This is a genomic window from Roseateles sp. P5_D6 (genome assembly GCF_054049415.1).
This window is the reverse complement of the sequence record NZ_JBFUMK010000010.1, coordinates 151689-167187: the sequence shown is the minus strand read 5'-3', so window position 1 is coordinate 167187 and position 15499 is coordinate 151689. Positions and strand designations below refer to the sequence as shown.

9 protein-coding genes are annotated in these 15499 nt (G+C 67.7%); all 9 read right to left on the bottom strand.

The genetic code is table 11. From position 1 onward, the window contains the following. Positions 1-103: 103 nt before the first annotated feature. A complete protein-coding gene (gene yjfF / locus ACXJKM_RS15555; protein WP_457353470.1) occupies positions 104-1081 on the bottom strand; it encodes a galactofuranose ABC transporter, permease protein YjfF in 978 nt (325 codons plus the stop codon). Then, positions 1078-2064, bottom strand: coding sequence for an ABC transporter permease (locus tag ACXJKM_RS15550; protein WP_457353468.1), 987 nt, complete (start codon positions 2062-2064; stop codon positions 1078-1080). The genes yjfF and ACXJKM_RS15550 overlap by 4 nt, the downstream gene beginning before the upstream one ends. A gap of 17 nt (positions 2065-2081) precedes the next feature. Further along, positions 2082-5009: a TIM-barrel domain-containing protein gene (locus tag ACXJKM_RS15545; RefSeq protein ID WP_457353466.1), complete on the bottom strand. Its 2928-nt coding sequence runs from the start codon at positions 5007-5009 to the stop codon at positions 2082-2084. Positions 5010-5020: 11 nt separating this feature from the next. Beyond that, on the bottom strand, positions 5021-6559 hold the full coding sequence (locus ACXJKM_RS15540) for a sugar ABC transporter ATP-binding protein (protein WP_457353464.1): 1539 nt from the start codon (positions 6557-6559) through the stop codon (positions 5021-5023). 89 nt (positions 6560-6648) lie between these two features. Next, positions 6649-7599 (bottom strand): ABC transporter substrate-binding protein, encoded by a 951-nt coding sequence (locus tag ACXJKM_RS15535; RefSeq protein WP_457353462.1) that lies wholly within the window; start codon positions 7597-7599, stop codon positions 6649-6651. Positions 7600-7808: 209 nt separating this feature from the next. Further along, complete coding sequence (locus ACXJKM_RS15530) at positions 7809-9854, bottom strand: alpha-L-arabinofuranosidase C-terminal domain-containing protein (RefSeq protein ID WP_457320037.1); 2046 nt, start codon at positions 9852-9854, stop codon at positions 7809-7811. A 140-nt stretch (positions 9855-9994) separates the two neighbouring features. Next, a complete protein-coding gene (locus ACXJKM_RS15525; RefSeq protein ID WP_457320039.1) occupies positions 9995-12361 on the bottom strand; it encodes a beta-L-arabinofuranosidase domain-containing protein in 2367 nt (788 codons plus the stop codon). Then, positions 12358-13914, bottom strand: a complete 1557-nt coding sequence (locus ACXJKM_RS15520) for a glycoside hydrolase family 43 protein (RefSeq protein WP_082532317.1) — start codon at positions 13912-13914, stop codon at positions 12358-12360. The genes ACXJKM_RS15525 and ACXJKM_RS15520 overlap by 4 nt, the downstream gene beginning before the upstream one ends. A gap of 3 nt (positions 13915-13917) precedes the next feature. After that, a complete protein-coding gene (locus ACXJKM_RS15515) occupies positions 13918-15471 on the bottom strand; it encodes an alpha-N-arabinofuranosidase (RefSeq protein WP_056191226.1) in 1554 nt (517 codons plus the stop codon). Positions 15472-15499: the final 28 nt, after the last annotated feature.

Here is a 15499-nt window from a genome sequence, read left to right as displayed (position 1 = left end):
GGTTTGCAGCCAGGCGACGAATGGGCGCAGCTCCATGGCCCGTTGGCCTTGAGCCTGGCGCACGTCAAGGCCACAGCGCGATCGAGAGACCGCCTCTTGAGCATCAGGCAGCAACCTTCTTCAGGGACAGCAGGCGCTGCACGGCGCAGAAGACGAAGAGCAGGGCGCCGATGACGATCTTGGTCCACCAGGAGCTGAGCGTGCCGTCGAATGCGATCAGCGTCTGGATCAGGCCGAGCACCAGCACGCCCGACAACGCGCCGGCTACATAGCCATAACCGCCCGTCAGCACGGTGCCGCCGATGACGACCGCGGCGATCGCATCCAGCTCCACGCCCTGGGCATGCTGGCCGTAGCCGCTCAGCATGTAAAAGGCGAACAGCAGGCCGGCCAGCGAGGCGCAGAAGCCGCTCAGCGCATAGACGGCGACCTTGGTGCGGCCGACGTTGAGGCCCATCATCAGCGCCGAGGCTTCGCTGCCGCCCAGTGCGTAGACGGTGCGGCCGAAGGCGGTGTAGTGCGCGACCCACAGGCCGACACCGAGCACGACGAGGGCGATGACCGCGCCGGGCGACAGGAAGGCGCCTGCAAAGAGCGGGATCTGCGTCTGTGACAGGGAGACGAACAGCGGCGCGTCGATGGTGATGCTGTCCACGCTGATGAGGAAGCACAGGCCGCGCGCCAGGAACATGCCGGCCAGCGTGACGATGAAGGCCTGCAGCTTGAACACATGGATGACGAGGCCCTGCAGCGCGCCGAAGGCCGCGCCGCCGAGCAGCACGATGACGATGACCAGCTCCGCCGGCCAGTGCGCCACCTGCAGCAGCCAGGCGGCGACCATGGTGGTGAGCGCCAGCACCGAGCCCACCGACAGGTCGATGCCGCCGGACAGGATGACGAAGCTCATGCCCACCGCGATGACGAGCAGGAAGGCGTTGTCGATGAGCAGGTTGGAGACGACCTGCGTCGATGCAAAGCCCGTGTAATTGGCAGCGCCGGCGATGAAGAGCACGGCCATCAGCACGACGCTGACCCAGCTGGTGAAGGAGGGGGCGGCCATGGCCGCACGCAAGGCTTTCATGCCTTCCTCCAGGTCGACCAGGCCGAGGACTGCGAGATGCAGACCGCGAACACGACGACGGCCTTGACGACCATGGTGACCTGCGGCGGCACGCCCATCGCATAGATGGTGGAGGTCAGCGTCTGGATGATTAGCGCGCCGATGAGGCTGCCGGCCAGGCTGAACTTGCCGCCGCTCAATTGCCCGCCGCCGAGGGTGACGGCGAGGATGGCGTCCAGCTCCAGCAGCAGGCCGGCGTTGTTGGCGTCGGCGCTCTTGATGTTGGACGAGATCATCAGCCCCGCCAGCCCCGCGCCGAGGCTGCAGTAGACGTAGACGAAGAAGACGATGGCCGCCGTGCGCACGCCGGCCAGGCGCGCGGCGACGGGGTTGATGCCGACGGTCTGGATGAACAGGCCCAGCGCCGTTCGCTTCATCAGCAACGCGGTGAGGCCGCCGACGACGGCGACGATGAACAGCGACACCGGCAGGCCGAGCAGATAGCCGCCGCCGAGCCAGAAGAAGCTGGCGGGTTCGTAGACGGTGATGATCTGGCCGTCGGTCAGCAGCTGCGCCAGGCCGCGGCCGGCGACCATCAGGATCAGCGTCGCGATGATGGGCTGCAGGCCCAGGGCGGACACGAGCAGGCCGTTCCACAGGCCGCACAGCAGGGCAGCGCCGAGGGCCGCCGCGAAAGCAATGGCCAGGCCGTGCGAGCCGACCAGCACGCAGCCCACGGTGCCGGCGATGGCGACGACGGCGCCCACCGACACGTCGATGCCGCGCGTGGCGATGACGAGGGTCATGCCCAAAGCGGCGAGCATCAGCGGTGCGGCGCGGTGCAGGATGTCGACCAGGCTGCCGTAGAGGTGGCCGTCCTTGATCTCGAGGTGCAGGAAGCCGGGCACGAAGACGGCCGCGACGAGCAGCAGCAGTGCCAGCGCGGCCAGCGGCCTCAGCAGGGGATGGCGCCAGAAGGCAGCGGGCGCGGGAGGAGAAGACATGGCGAGGGCGGGAGAACTCATGGACTCGGGAAATGCAGCGCCGTCGCCTTGCCGCGGTAAAGGACGGACCGGGTCTTTGCACTGCGGCCGGGCGCGTCGACCAGCGTCACGTCGAAGCGGCGTTGCTCGACGAGGCCGGGGAAGCGGCCGTCGCGTGCGCCAACGTCCAGCACGCCCCGGGCGTCGTCCCAGCGCAGTGTGACGGTGGCGCGCTCGCCGCTCTCGTAACGGTAGGTCTCACCGTCATCCTCGTAGAGAGTGAACTGTGCGTCGGCACCGGGGTAGATGCGCAGCTCGATGGGTGCATCGGGCCGCTGACCGACATGCTCGATGACCGGGCCCATCGGCACGATGCTGCCGGCGCGCACGAACAGCGGGAACTGGTCCAGCGGGTACTCGCGGGACACGGTCTCGCCGCCGGCGTGGCGGCGGCCGCTCCAGAAGTCGAACCACGCGGCGCCCGCCGGCAGCAGCGTGGCCTGGCGCTTGTCGATGTGGCGTTGCTCGTCGGCAAGCGCCAGCAGCTGGCCGGGCGTGCGCCAGGCCAGGCGCAGCTTGCGCCCGCCGCCGTCCTGGTAGAACTCGATACGCAGCTTGACGGCCTGGCCGGCGTTCAGCATGACGCGCTTGCCCTCGAAGCGCGCGGCGCCGTTCTTCCAGTCGTCGACCAGGAGCTTGTCGTCCAGCCACAGGCGGAAGCCGTCGTCGCCCTCGACGCCGATCTCGTACTCACCCGATTCGGGCACGACGAGCGTGCCCTGCCAGCGCGCCGAGAACTGGTTCAGGCTCTGCAGGCCGGGCGGCACGCTGCCCAGCGGCGCGGGCGGCCAGTCGTGGGCGACCGGGCCGTCTACGGTGCGGCTGGCCGGCTTCTCGAAATTCATGCCGGCGAAGTACTCCAGCGCCAGCCCCGGCTCGCCGGAAGGCGTACGCAGCGCGCTGGCGGGAATGGTGGCAGCCGGCGGCACCTCGGCATAGAGCGTGGACCGGGTGACGGGCTGCACGAGGAAGGCGGGGCCGAACATATAGGTGTCATCCACCTTGCGCAGCGCGGTCTCGTCGGGGAAGTCCATCGCCAGCCCGCGCATCATCACGTAGCCCTCGTCGTGGGCGCGCCAGGCCAGGCCGTAGAGATAGGGCAGCAGCCGGTAGCGCAGCTGGGCGGCGCTCAACAGCGAACGGTAGACGGCCGGGTCCAGCGTCTTGTACAGATAGGGCTCGCGTTCGACGTCCGTGCCGTGGATGCGGTAGATGGGGTTGAAGATGCCGAACTGGTTCCAGCGCGCGTACAGCTCGCGCCAGGCCGGGTTGCGCTCGCCGCCCGGGTAGGGCACGAAGAAGCCGCCGGTGTCCTGCGACCAGTAAGGCGTGCCGGCCATGCCGACGTTCAGGCCGCCGGCGATCTGCGCGCGCAGCGTCGCCCAGCTGGCCGTCGTGTCGCCCGACCAGGGGAGCGCGGCGTAGCGCTGCTGGCCGGCCCAGGCGGAGCGGGTCAGCGTCATCGCGCGCTTGTTGCTGCTGGCGCGCTGGCCTTCATAGACGCCGCGCGTCGTGACCAGGCTGTAGACGTTGAGGTAGCGCGTGAAGTCGCCCATGGCATTGCGGCCGAGGCGCTTGATGTCGGCCTCGACCTCGCCGGGGTCATGCGCGGCGCCGCCCACCTCGACCTCGGTGCCGTCCATCCACAGCGCGTCCACGCCGATGTCGAACAGGCCCTTCTTGGTGTGCTTGAAATAGATGGCCCGGCCTTCGGCGCTGAAGGCGTCGTAGACCTGCGCCTTGCCGGAAATCCAGTGCTTGGGCGCGAAGCGCAAGCCCTTGGCGTCGAGCTCTTTGGCAAGTGCCGTGTCGTCACCGATCGAGGGCCAGATGGACACCATCAGCTTGGTGTTCAGTTCGCGGTGCAGCGTGTCGACCATGCCGCGCGGGTCGGGGAAGCGCTCGGCGTTCCAGGTCATGCCGCTCCAGGTGCCGTCCTTGTCGCCGCCCCAGTACTGCCAGTCCTGCACGATGGTGTCGAGCGGGAAGTGGTCGGCACGGAAGCGCTTCGCGACGTCGAGCAACTGCTGCTGCGTCTTGTAGCGCTCCTTGCTCATGAACAGGCCCAGGGCGCTCTTCGGGAACAGCGGCGCCGCGCCGGTGAGCTGGCGGTAGCCCGCCATCAGGTCGTCCATCGTCGTGCCGGCGACGAGGTAGTAGTCGGCGCCGGCCGGCGCGCTCTCGGCCCAGAAGCGGGCGCCCTGCGCGTCGTCGGTGAAGCGCATCTTGGAATAGACGTCCCACAGCACGCCCCAACGCCGCGTCGAGATCATGAAGGGCAGGACGGTGCCGATGTTGGTCTGCACCATCAGCACGTCACGGCCGCGGTAGTCCATGTAGGACTCGTTGTACTGGCCCAGGCCGTAGAGCGACTCGTCGGCCGTGAGGCTGAAGGCCTGGGTCATCGCGTAGGTCGGCGCGCCGGATATCTCGATGGCCTTGAGCGCGGCGGGCGCCTGCTCGCGGGTGAACAGGCTGCCATCAGGCCGGTAGAAGGCGAGGGCTCCGCTGCGCTTGTCGATCTCCACACGCACGGCCGCGCTGGTCAGCACCAACGCGTCGGCAGACTCCTTCACGTCCAGCGGCACGGCCTGCGGCGCGGCCACGACCACCAGGCTGGGCTGGGTGGCATGGCTCTGGCCCAGGTGAGCCGTCACGCGGACGAGGCCTGGCCCGTAGAACAAGATGTTGCGGGTCAGCGCGCCGAGCTGCACCTGGGCGCCTGCGGCCAGCGGCGTCCACGCAAAGCCGCGTGCGTCGGGCGTCAGTGGCTGGCGCTGTGCCTGGCCCTGGGCGTCAAGACCGGTCGGCGACTGCGCGAGCGCGGCCGGTGTGAGTGCCGCCAGGCAGAGCAGGGTCAGGGTGGCCAGGGCGGCGCGCAGCGCGGGGACGGTGGGGTGATTCATGTTGGACACGCTCAGGCCGCAGCCGAGACAGGCTCCGCGGCGATGACTTCAAGCACGCTGCGTTCGTCCAGCTCGCCGCGGCGGTATTCGCCGGCGGCGCGGCGGTCGCGCATCACGAGGACGCGGTCGCTGCAATGCAGGACCTCGGGCAACTCAGACGAGATGAAGAGGATGGACATGCCACTGCCGTCTTCCTTGTGGGCCAGGGCGCGCACGGCATCCATCAGGTCTTCCTTGGCGCGCACGTCGATGCCTCGGGTGGGCTCGTCGAGGATGAGCACGGCCGGATTCGTGGCCAGCCAGCGCGCCAGCAGGGCCTTCTGCTGGTTGCCGCCGCTGAGTTGCCCGATGGGCGTGTCGGCGCTCGGCGTCTTGATGCCCAGGCGCTTGATGTAGTCGTCGGCCAGGGCCTGCTGCGCTTCACGGCTCATGACGAGGCCCAGGCCGTGCCGGGCCTGCAGCGCGAGCAGGATGTTCTCGCGCACCGAGAGGTCGAGGATGGCGCCTTCGTGCTTGCGGTCCTCGGAGCAGAAGGCGATGCCGGCAGCGATGGCCTCGCGCGGCGAGTGCCAGCGGCCCGTACGGCCTTCGGTTTCCACATGACCCGCATCGGCGGCGTCGGCGCCGAACAGCAGGCGCGCGGCCTCGGTGCGGCCGGAGCCCAGCAGGCCGGCCAGGCCCAACACCTCGCCGCGCTTGAGCTCCAGGTCGAGCGGGTGCAGCGCGCCGCGCCGGGTCAGCCCTTGCGCCTTCAACACCGCGGCGCCGGTGTTCGGGGCGCGGCTGTCCAGGCGGGTGGGTTGCTGGTCGGGCGGCGCGCCCACCATCTTGTTGACGAGGGCCAGACGGCTGAGGTCGCTCGCCAGGTACTCGCCCTCGGTCTCGCCATTGCGCATGACCGTGATGCGGTCGGCCAGTGCGTAGGTCTGGTCGAGGAAGTGGGTGACGAAGAGGATGGCCAGGCCCTGCTCGCGCAGGCGGCGCAGCACGGTGAAGAGGCGCTGCACGGCCGCGTCGTCGAGGCTGGAGGTGGGCTCGTCCAGGATGAGCACGCGGGCCTGCACGCGCAGCGCGCGGGCGATGGCCACCATTTGCTGGACGGACAGCGAGTAGCGCGACAGCGGCGTGGTCACGTCGATGTCGAGGTCCATCTGGGCGAGCACTCGTTTGGCTTCGGCGTTCACCGCAGACCAGTCGATGCGACCCCAGCGGCGCGGGAAGCGCCCGGCGCAGATGTTCTCTGCGACGCTGAGGTTGGTGCAGAGGTTGACCTCCTGGTAGACGGTCTGGATGCCGAGGGCTTGGGCTTCTTCGGTGCGGCGCGGGGCGATGGTCTCGCCGCCGAGTCTGATCACGCCGGCTTCGGGCGTGTACAGGCCGGTCAGCACCTTGATCAGCGTGGACTTGCCGGCGCCGTTCTGGCCCATCAGCGCATGAACCTCGCCGGGGAACAAGCGCAGGCTGACGTCGCTGAGCGCCTTGACGCCGGGGAAGCCTTTGTGGATGCCGGAGAGCTCCAGCACGGGCTCGGCGGTTCTTTGGGGAATCATGGTTTCGCGTTCTCAAGCCACGGCGCTTGCAGGCGCCGGGTCCTTCGTAAGGCGTCGGACAGGACGCAGGTCCTGTCCTCGGTCCTCACTCAGTACTTCCGGTTCGGCAATTCCTTGGCCGCCTGATCCGCCGTGTACACGCCCTCCGTCACGGTGATGCGCTTCTCTACCGGCTTCTTGGCGACCACGTCCTTGGCCAGCTGCATCAGCTGCGGGCCCAGCAGCGGATTGCACTCCACCGTCACGTTGAGCTTGCCGGCCTTCATCGCTTCGAAGGCACCGCGCACGCCGTCGATCGACACGATGGCAATGTCCTGACCGGGCTTGAGCCCGGCCTCTTCAATCGCCTGGATGGCACCGATCGCCATGTCGTCGTTGTGCGCGTACAGCACGTCGATCTTCTTGTCGCGCTGCTTCAGGAAGGACTCCATCACTTCCTTGCCCTTGGCGCGCGTGAACTCACCCGACTGCGAACGGATGATCTGCAGCTTGGGGTTGGTCTTGATGACCTCCTCGAAGCCCTTCTTGCGGTCGATCGCGGGCGCCGAGCCCACGGTGCCCTGCAGCTCGACGATGTTCAGCGAAGCGCCAGGCGTCTTGGCAGCGCGCTCGAGCAACCACTTGGCTGCCTTGCGGCCTTCTTCGACGAAGTCCGAGCCGATGAAGGTGACGTACAGCGACGGATCGGCCACCTTGACGGCGCGGTCGGTCAGGATGACGGGGATGCCGGCCGTCTTGGCTTCCTTGAGCACCGTGTCCCAGCCGGATTCGACGACCGGCGAGAAGGCGATGACGTCGACCTTCTGGGCGATGTAGCTGCGGATKGCCTTGAYCTGGTTCTCCTGCTTCTGCTGKGCGTCGGCAAACTTCAGCGTGATGCCGGCGTCCTTGGCCGCGGCCTTGATGGAAGCGGAGTTGGCGGTGCGCCATTCGCTTTCGGCGCCCACCTGGGAGAAGCCCATGACGAGCGGGGCGGCGAGGGCGCTGAACGCAGGGGTCAGCAAAGCGGCGGCCAGCAGGCTGCGACGCAGAATTCTCATGGTTGTCTCCATCTGGGGTCTTGTGACAGCCGATGGTAGGAAGGCCAGTGATGCGCGACCAATGACATTTCTCCGTCAAGCCATGTCGATTTCGGTATGGGCCAGTCTCTCACCTCTGGCCGAGCGGCCTGGCGCGGTCGCCGCGGCTGTGTCGGAAAGGCCAGGTAAACAAAGGAACCGACACAGCGCGTCCACGCGGTACTGGCGGCCTATTTGGTCGACAGCACCAGCACCGTCACAGAATACGGCGCGAAGCTGTAGCTGAACTGCTTGCCGAGCCCGCTCGCCTTGCTCGTCACCGGCACCACCTTGGTCGGCTCGGTGATGGTGTTGGTGTCTTCCTTGTGCGCCGAGCTCAGTACGATGGCCTCGCCTTCGGCCGCCACCTTGGCGGCGCCGGCCAGGTCGACCTGCACCGTCTGCGCGTTGCCGATCGCGTTGACGACTTTCAGGTAGATCTCGCCGCGCTGGTCCGACTTGGTCGCCGAGAAGAACATCGTCGGCACCTGCCTGGCCGGCGGCACGTCCTGCGGCGTCTCCTTCTTGGGCTGCTGCTGCCAGGTTTGCGTGCTGACCTTCTCGGCGTGCACCGGCAGCGAAACATTGCCCAGATAGTTGCTGAACATCTTTTGCGCGTAGTACGACGGCGAACCGTAGCTGGACTGCGCGTTGTAGCCGATCAGGTTGTACTGCCACTGCATGCCGCCCGGGTTCACGTTCACAAACAGCGGCGCGTAGCAGGACATCTCGACGATGTCGGCATTGCGCTCCATGCCGGCCATGAAGGCGGCATCGGCCAGTGCGCCGTGCAGGTTGGTGGTCGGCGAGCCTTCCTGCCCCGCCCATTCGCCGATGAAGACCTTCGGCCCGCTGCGCGCATAACTGTCATAGCGCGCGGCGTCGTTCATCATCTCCATCGGGTTGTAGTAGTAGTGCTCGTCGATCAGGTCGGGCACCCGGCTGGACAACTTCTGTTGCTGGCCCAGCCAGTCCTTGCCATTGACCGTGGAGATCAGCTTGATCTTCGGGTACTTCTTCTTGATGGCGTCGTGGAACTGGGTGTAGCGGCCGTCGTAGGTCTTGTTCTTCTCGAAGCCATCCTCGTTGCCGATCTCGACATAGCGCAGCTTGAACGGCGCCGGATGGCCGTCCTTGGCGCGCTTGGCGCCCCACTTCGTGCTCACGTCGCCGGTCACATATTCGATTTCGTCGAGCGCGTCCTGGACGAAGGGCTGCAGTTCCTTGCCGACTGGGACGGACTCGCCGTTGAGCGCGTAGCCGGCGAACACCGCCAGCACCGGCTCGGCCTTCATGTCCTCGCACCACAGCAGAAATTCGAGCAGCCCCATGCCGTCGGTGGAGCGGTAGCCCCAGGTGCCGGGATTGCCTGGGCGCTGGTCGATCGGGCCCAGCGTTTCCTTCCACTTGAAGCGGTTCGTCACGCTGCCGCCTTCGACATAGTTCCCGCCGGGGAAGCGCAGGAAGCCCGGCTTCATGTCGATCATCTTTTGCATCAGGTCGGGTCGCAGGCCGTTCGGCCGGTCCTTGTGGGTCGGCGGGAACAGCGACACCAGGTTGAACCACACCTTGCCCGGGCTTTCGGTGGCAAGCACCAGGCGCGCTTCGGCGGTCGGCTTGACGTTCGCACCGGTGGTGAGGGTGACGCTGTAGCGCTTCCATTGGCCGTCGATGCGGCCGCCTTCGGCCTGGGCGTAGACGGTCTTGCCGTCGACGCCTTCAATGCTAATGGTCAGCGGCACGCCGGCGGCGCCGGACGTCTTGGCGTAGAAGCTGGCGCGGTAGCTGGTGTTCGGCGTGACAGGGATGCCCCAGTAGCCCGCATTGGCGATACCGACACGGTGACCCGGCGAAGCGTTCTCGGCGTCGATCCGCAGACTGGTCGTCAGGGCAGTGCCGGCGACCGGGTAACGCTCGTCGAGCGCCATCGCGGCGCTGCCGCCGGCGTCCTGCACCAGCGACCAGTGTTCCGGCGTGTAGCCGTGATTCTTGAAGGCGCGGTTGCGCACCAGTTCCGCATACAGGCCGCCGTCGTAGGAGAAGTTGATCTCCTCGGTCATCAAACCGTACAGGGTCGGGCTGACCGGCAGGCCAGGCTTGGTGAGGTCGATCCTGACGGTGGTCTGCGCCATCGCCAGCGGGGCGATCAGCGCAACCAGCGACACCAGGCGGGAGAGGCGGAAGCGGCGTTGCACGATGGGCATGGCGGCGCTGTGCGATGGAATGTTCGAGGTCATGGGCAGGATGGTCCGTGAGTGAAACTGCGCTTGCGGGCGCTTATGTGTGAGGTTCGCGGCATCTGCGCCGCGAACGTGGTGCCAACAACGCAAGGCCAGGCGCTTGTCCATGAGCAGCAACATTGCGCCGCTGCCATCAGTCAACGCAACAGCCTCAGGCCGTAGAGGCCACCGGCGAGGGAACCCGGCTTGGCAACGAAGCGCACCTCCAGCTTGCCGCCTGCGGCAGCGACGAGATCGGGCGGCAGTGGCACTTCGCGGGCATACAGCGGCTGGGCTTCGGAGGCCAGCGCCAGCTCGGCGACGACACGGCCGTTGACGACCACGTCAAAGCGCCGGCCCGCATCGCCGCTGGCCAGCATCAGGCGCAGCAGCCGGCCCTGTGCCTGCGGGTCGTTCAGCGTGTAGCCGAACCACTGCTTCGCATGCCGCCAGCGGCCGGCCGGCGCGATGCCGGTTTCGGCGCCCTCGCCCTGGAAGCTGTGGTCGGACTCGGGCTGCTGCTCGCCCGGGGCGACCTGGTCGATGGTCTGCGCGTCCAGCGCCAGGCGCTCTTCCTCGGCCTTGGCCAGCTCGGCACGCATCAGGCTCTGCTGGGCCGGCGTGGACCGCGCCCAATAGACCATGTAACGCGAGTCGTGCAGGCGGAAGAAGGGGATGAGCTGCAGCTTGTCCGCGTCCTTGCCACCCTGGATGAGGTCGGGCGCGGTAAAGGTGAGCGGCTGGCCGGGCACGGGCTTGAAGCGGCGGATGAAGTCGGCCTTGTCGCTGACGAACACCGGCGCGCTGTCCTGCGGGCAAACGGCGCCGGCCGGGACTTGGTCCCCACGCGCGCTGTCGGCCATGAAGTTCAGCGTCTCGCCCGGCTGCGGCGTCTTGGCGGCCAGCACGATGGGGCCGTGCAGCACGGCGACGTAGTTCTTCAGGCCGGGCATGGGCTCCAGCGTCGTGCGCATGGGCAGCTCGATGTCGACCCGGTCGCCGGCCTTCCAGTCGCGGCGCAGTTCGACATAGTCGCCGGGCTTGGCCGTCACCTTGACGGGGTTGCCGTTCAGCTTGACCCTCAGCGCGCCGGGCGCGACCCAACCGGGGTAGCGAACCTTGAGCGCGAAGCTGCCGGCGCCGTCCACCGTCAGCCGCGTGCGCGACTCGTCGGGGAACCGGGTGGACTGCGTGAGCTTGATGCCGCGCTCGCGCCAGTCCAGCTTGGAGGCGACGAAGAGGTTGACGACCAGTGCGTCGTCGCCCTCATGCGCGTAGATGAACTCGCCGTGACGCGCGTGGCTCTCGATGCCGGAGCCCACGCAGCACCACATGCTGTCGTCCACCTTGGAGTAGACGCGGTAGTGCTGCGGCCGCATCGGCGTGAAGTAGACCAAGCCGCCATCGCCCGGGTGCTGGGACGCGAGGATGTGGTTGTAGAGCGTGCGCTCGTAGTAGTCGGCGTACTTGCCCGTTCCCGCGCCCTGCTTCGGCCGGGCCTGCGCCAGCAGCGCGGTCAGCTTGAGCATGTTGTAGCTGTTGCAGGTCTCGGGGCCTTCCACCGCGTCGAGCATCGGCTTGAAGTCGTCGGCCGGATGGAAGTGCTCCTTGACGCTGTTGCCGCCGATCGCCACGCTGCGCTTTTCGACGACGGTGCGCCAGAAGAACTCCGCCGCGCGCCAGCCCTCGTCCTCGCCAGCCTGCTGCGCGATGCGCGCAAAGCCGATGACCTTGGGGATCTGCGTGTTGGCATGCAGGCCGGTGAGCTTGTCCTGGCCGGCCGCGAGCGGCTGCAGGATGGCCCGGTGCGAGAAGCGCCGCGCCAGCGCCAGGTAGCGCAGGTCGCCGGTCATCTCGGCCACGTCGGCCAGCACCTCGTTCATGCCGCCGTGCTCGGCGCGCAACATGTCCTGCATCTGCGCGTCGCTCAGCGGCGTGGTCAGGCGCAGCGCCCAGTCGCTCAGGCGCACGAGCATGGCCTTGGCGTCGGCATTGCCGGCGTGCACCCAGGCGTCGCGCAGGCCGGCGAACGTCTTGTGGAGGTTGTACCAGGGCACCCAGCGCCCGTTGAGTCCGAAGCTTTCGACCTTGAGCTCGCCCGCGGCCACCTGGCCCCAAGCCTTGGCGCCGTCGGGAACGCCGCCGATGTAGCCGTTGCCGAGCTTGTCCTGGCAGCGCTTGAGTTCGGCGATGAAGTAGTCCAGTCGCTTCTTGACCTCAGCGTCGCCGGTGGAGGCCCACATCAGCGCCAGCGCTGAAACATAGTGGCCGCCCATGTGACCGTCCAGGCCGTGGGACTCCCAATTGCCGTAGCTGGGCGTAGGCACCGGCAGGCCGGCCTCGCGGCGGAAGGGCGCCAGCAGGCGCTCGGGGTCGAGCGCCATCAGGTAGCGCAGGTCGGTGCTCTGCGCGTCGAGGAACGGCCCGTCCTGTAGACGTACACGATCCAGCGCAAAGGCTTGCGTCGCCGCATGCGCGCCGTGGGCACACAGCGCGAGGGCGAAGATGGCGAGAAGGCGTTTCATTGCGAGCTCCCTGTGCGAACCGCCCACAGCGACACGCCGCCGGAGGACAGCGCGCTGAAGGTCACGACGAATGCGCTGGAGTTGGTGTTCCATTGCCGGGACAGTACGCCGGCATAGGTCGCTCCGCCGCTCACCACACTCAGTTTGTTGCTGCCCTTGTGCATCCAGTTGCCTGTCATGCCGCCGCCGAGCGTGCCATCGGCGTTCAGCGTGACGTTGATCGAAGTCTTGCTCACTGCCGTGATGTCCTTGCCATGGTTGACGAGCTTGTAGTTGCCGGCCGCCTGCGCGGCGCTGACGTCGGCCGTCTGCGCCGGCGTGGCCAGGCTCAGCGGCGCGTAGCGCAGCGGCGCGACGACGAGCCAGCCGTCCTCGTTCAGATGCATCTCGTGCACCCGCACCTCGTGGACCTCGCCGGTGCCAGGGAAGCGCGTGTGAAAGATGATGAAGTACTGACCGGTGGCCGCGTCGTGGTAGGCCGAGTTGTGGCCCGGCGAGACATAGCCCAGCGCCGTGCCGGTCTCGCCGGCCGCGTTGGCGAACTGGTGGCCGCCCATCAGCTTCATGCCGTGCGGCGTGATGCTGGCGTCGTCAAAGACCGTGCCGGCCGCACCCTTGACGGTGGCCATGTCGGTGCCGGCACCATCCACGTAGGGCCCATCGGGTTGCAGGGACCGCGTCACGCGGACGTTGTAGCCGCCGGCCGCATCCAGGCCGCCGAAGGACGTGAACAGGTAGTAGTACTGGCTCTGCGGGCTGTAGAGAACGTAGGCCCCTTCAATGCGCGCATGGTTGCCGCCCATCAGGTGCCTGCCGTAGCCCTGGCCCGGCAGCGGCAGGCCGGTCGTCGCGTTCAGCTGCAGGATGAACAGGCCGCCCGAGTAGGAGCCGTAGATCATCCACAGCTTGCCCGTTGCGTCCTTGAACACCTGGGGGTCGACGACGTTGGGGTGGACGGTCGCGTCATAGACCGTGCCGTCCTCGCTGGGCAGCCCCCACATGCCCGATTTCAGCAGGATCTGCTTGTTGACGTAGGGGCCGTCCACCTTGTCGGCCACGGCCACGCCCAGCGCCGAACGCGGAGAGTCGCCCTTGCAGGCGCAGTAATACATGTAGAACTTGCCGTCGTCGAGCCTTGCGACGTCGGGCGCCCACAGGTCGGTGACCTGGGCCCAGGCGAAGGTATCCGCCAGGGCCGTCGTGACCTTGTTGCCGAACAGCGCGTTGGCGTCGTTGACGCCATCGGCCACTTTGGTCCAGTTCATCAGGTCCGTCGTCTTGGCCGCGGCGAGATGGGAGCCGAAGACGTAGAAGGTGCCGTCGGTGCGGATGACCGAGGGGTCATGCACGGCGACGTTGGCGAAGCTCACCGGTGCCTGCGAAGGCGCAGGCGCTGGGGCCGGCGCGGGCGCGGGTGCAGGTGCGGGAGGCGGAGCGGGTGCCGGCGTCGGTGCAGGCGAAGGCGCCGGCGAGTCGCCGCCGCCCCCGCCGCAGGCCGTCAAGGTGAGCACGGCTGCGCCCGCGAGGAACTCGCGTCGCTTGGGGGCGCTCATGGCTCAGCCTTCGATGGCGACGACCAGGACGGACTTGGCAGGCAGCTTCAGCGTGAGCTTGCCGCCGACGGCCTGCGCCTCATAGGCCTGCGGCGTGACCAGCGGCGCCTTGCCCAGTTCGTTTTGCGCATCCATCGCGGCGGCGGTCAGCAGCTTGCCGCGCGCGGCCTTGGCTGCACCGGCGCCGACCTGCACGCTCAGCTCGGCGGGCTGGTTGGGGTTGGCGTTGACCAGGCCGACGTAGAGCTTGCCGTCCTTGGCCCGCGCGGCCGTCACGCTCAGGCCCGGCATCTCGGCCGCGCCGACCTTGTAGACCGGGTTGTTCTCGATCTTGGCGGGCAGCGAGGTCGCGTCCTGGAAGGGCGTGTACAGCGCGAAGGCGTGGTAGGTCGGCGTCAGGACCAGCTTGTCCTTGGTCGTCTGGATCATGGCCTGCAGCACGTTGACCATCTGCGCGATATTGGTCATCTGCACGCGGTCGGCATGGGCGTGGAAGACGTTGAAGTGCAGGGCCGCGAGCAGCGCGTCGCGCAGCGTGTTGCGCTGGACCAGGAAGCCGGGGTTGGTGCCGGGGTCCGCGTCATACCAGCTGCCCCACTCGTCGAAGTAGAAGCCGATCTTCTTGCTGGGGTCGTTCTTGTCGAGGACGGCCGAGTTCTTGGCGATCATCTGCTCGATCTGCTGGACGTTGCCCAGCGTCGAGATCCATTCGCTCTCGGGGAAGCCGATGGCCGCGCCCTTCTTTTCCCAGTTGCCGGTGGGCAGGGTGTAGGCGTGGTGGGAGATCGCGTTGACGCCCGGCACGCCCTTGCTGAGCACGTCGGTCCACTCGGTCTGCATGCCGTTGCCGCCGCTGGCGATGATGATGGGCCGGTTGTGGCCGGGCGCCCTCAGGAAGGAGGCGACCTGGCGGAACTGGTCGGCGTAGTACTCGGGGCGCATGTTGCCGCCGCAGCCCCAGGTCTCGTTGCCGACGGCGAAGTAATGCACGCGGAAGGGCTTGTCGCGGCCGTTCTTGCGGCGCAGCTCGGCCAGTGAGGACTTGCCCTCGGCCGTCATGTACTCCAGCCATTCGGACATTTCCTGCGCGCTGCCGGTGCCCAGGTTGCCGTTGACGTAGGCCTCGGCGCCGATCTGCTCGACCAGGTCGAAGAACTCGTGCGTGCCAACCGCGTTGTCCTCGGGCACACCGCCCCAGTTGCTGTTGACCTTGACCGGGCGTTGCTTGCGCGGGCCGATGCCTTCGCGCCAGTGGTATTCGTCGGCGAAGCAGCCGCCGGGCCAGCGCACCAGCGGCACCTTGAGCTCCTTGAGCGCCGCGACGACGTCCTTGCGCCAGCCGCGCACATTGGGGATCTTGGAGTCGGGACCGACCCACATGCCCTCGTAAATGCCGGTGCCCAGGTGCTCGGCGAACTGACCGTAGATGTTGCGGTGGATGACGGGGCCGGGCTGGTCGGGGCTGACCACCAGCTTGATGTCGGCGGCCAGGGCGCTGGCGCCCAGGGCCAGGGTCGCCCCCAGCGCGACCACCTTGGCGAGCAGTTGCTTCTTCATCGTCTTGTCTCCTGTCGTTTGTCTTGTG

Bases quoted from the DNA above. Each gene is read 5' to 3' on its own strand.
- ACXJKM_RS15540 (WP_457353464.1), bottom strand. From the start codon at position 6,559: ATGATTCCCCAAAGAACCGCCGAGCCCGTGCTGGAGCTCTCCGGCATC.
- ACXJKM_RS15530 (WP_457320037.1), bottom strand. From the start codon at position 9,854: ATGACCTCGAACATTCCATCGCACAGCGCCGCCATGCCCATCGTGCAA.
- ACXJKM_RS15550 (WP_457353468.1), bottom strand. From the start codon at position 2,064: ATGTCTTCTCCTCCCGCGCCCGCTGCCTTCTGGCGCCATCCCCTGCTG.
- ACXJKM_RS15515 (WP_056191226.1), bottom strand. From the start codon at position 15,471: ATGAAGAAGCAACTGCTCGCCAAGGTGGTCGCGCTGGGGGCGACCCTG.
- ACXJKM_RS15520 (WP_082532317.1), bottom strand. From the start codon at position 13,914: ATGAGCGCCCCCAAGCGACGCGAGTTCCTCGCGGGCGCAGCCGTGCTC.
- yjfF (WP_457353470.1), bottom strand. From the start codon at position 1,081: ATGAAAGCCTTGCGTGCGGCCATGGCCGCCCCCTCCTTCACCAGCTGG.
- ACXJKM_RS15545 (WP_457353466.1), bottom strand. From the start codon at position 5,009: ATGAATCACCCCACCGTCCCCGCGCTGCGCGCCGCCCTGGCCACCCTG.
- ACXJKM_RS15525 (WP_457320039.1), bottom strand. From the start codon at position 12,361: ATGAAACGCCTTCTCGCCATCTTCGCCCTCGCGCTGTGTGCCCACGGC.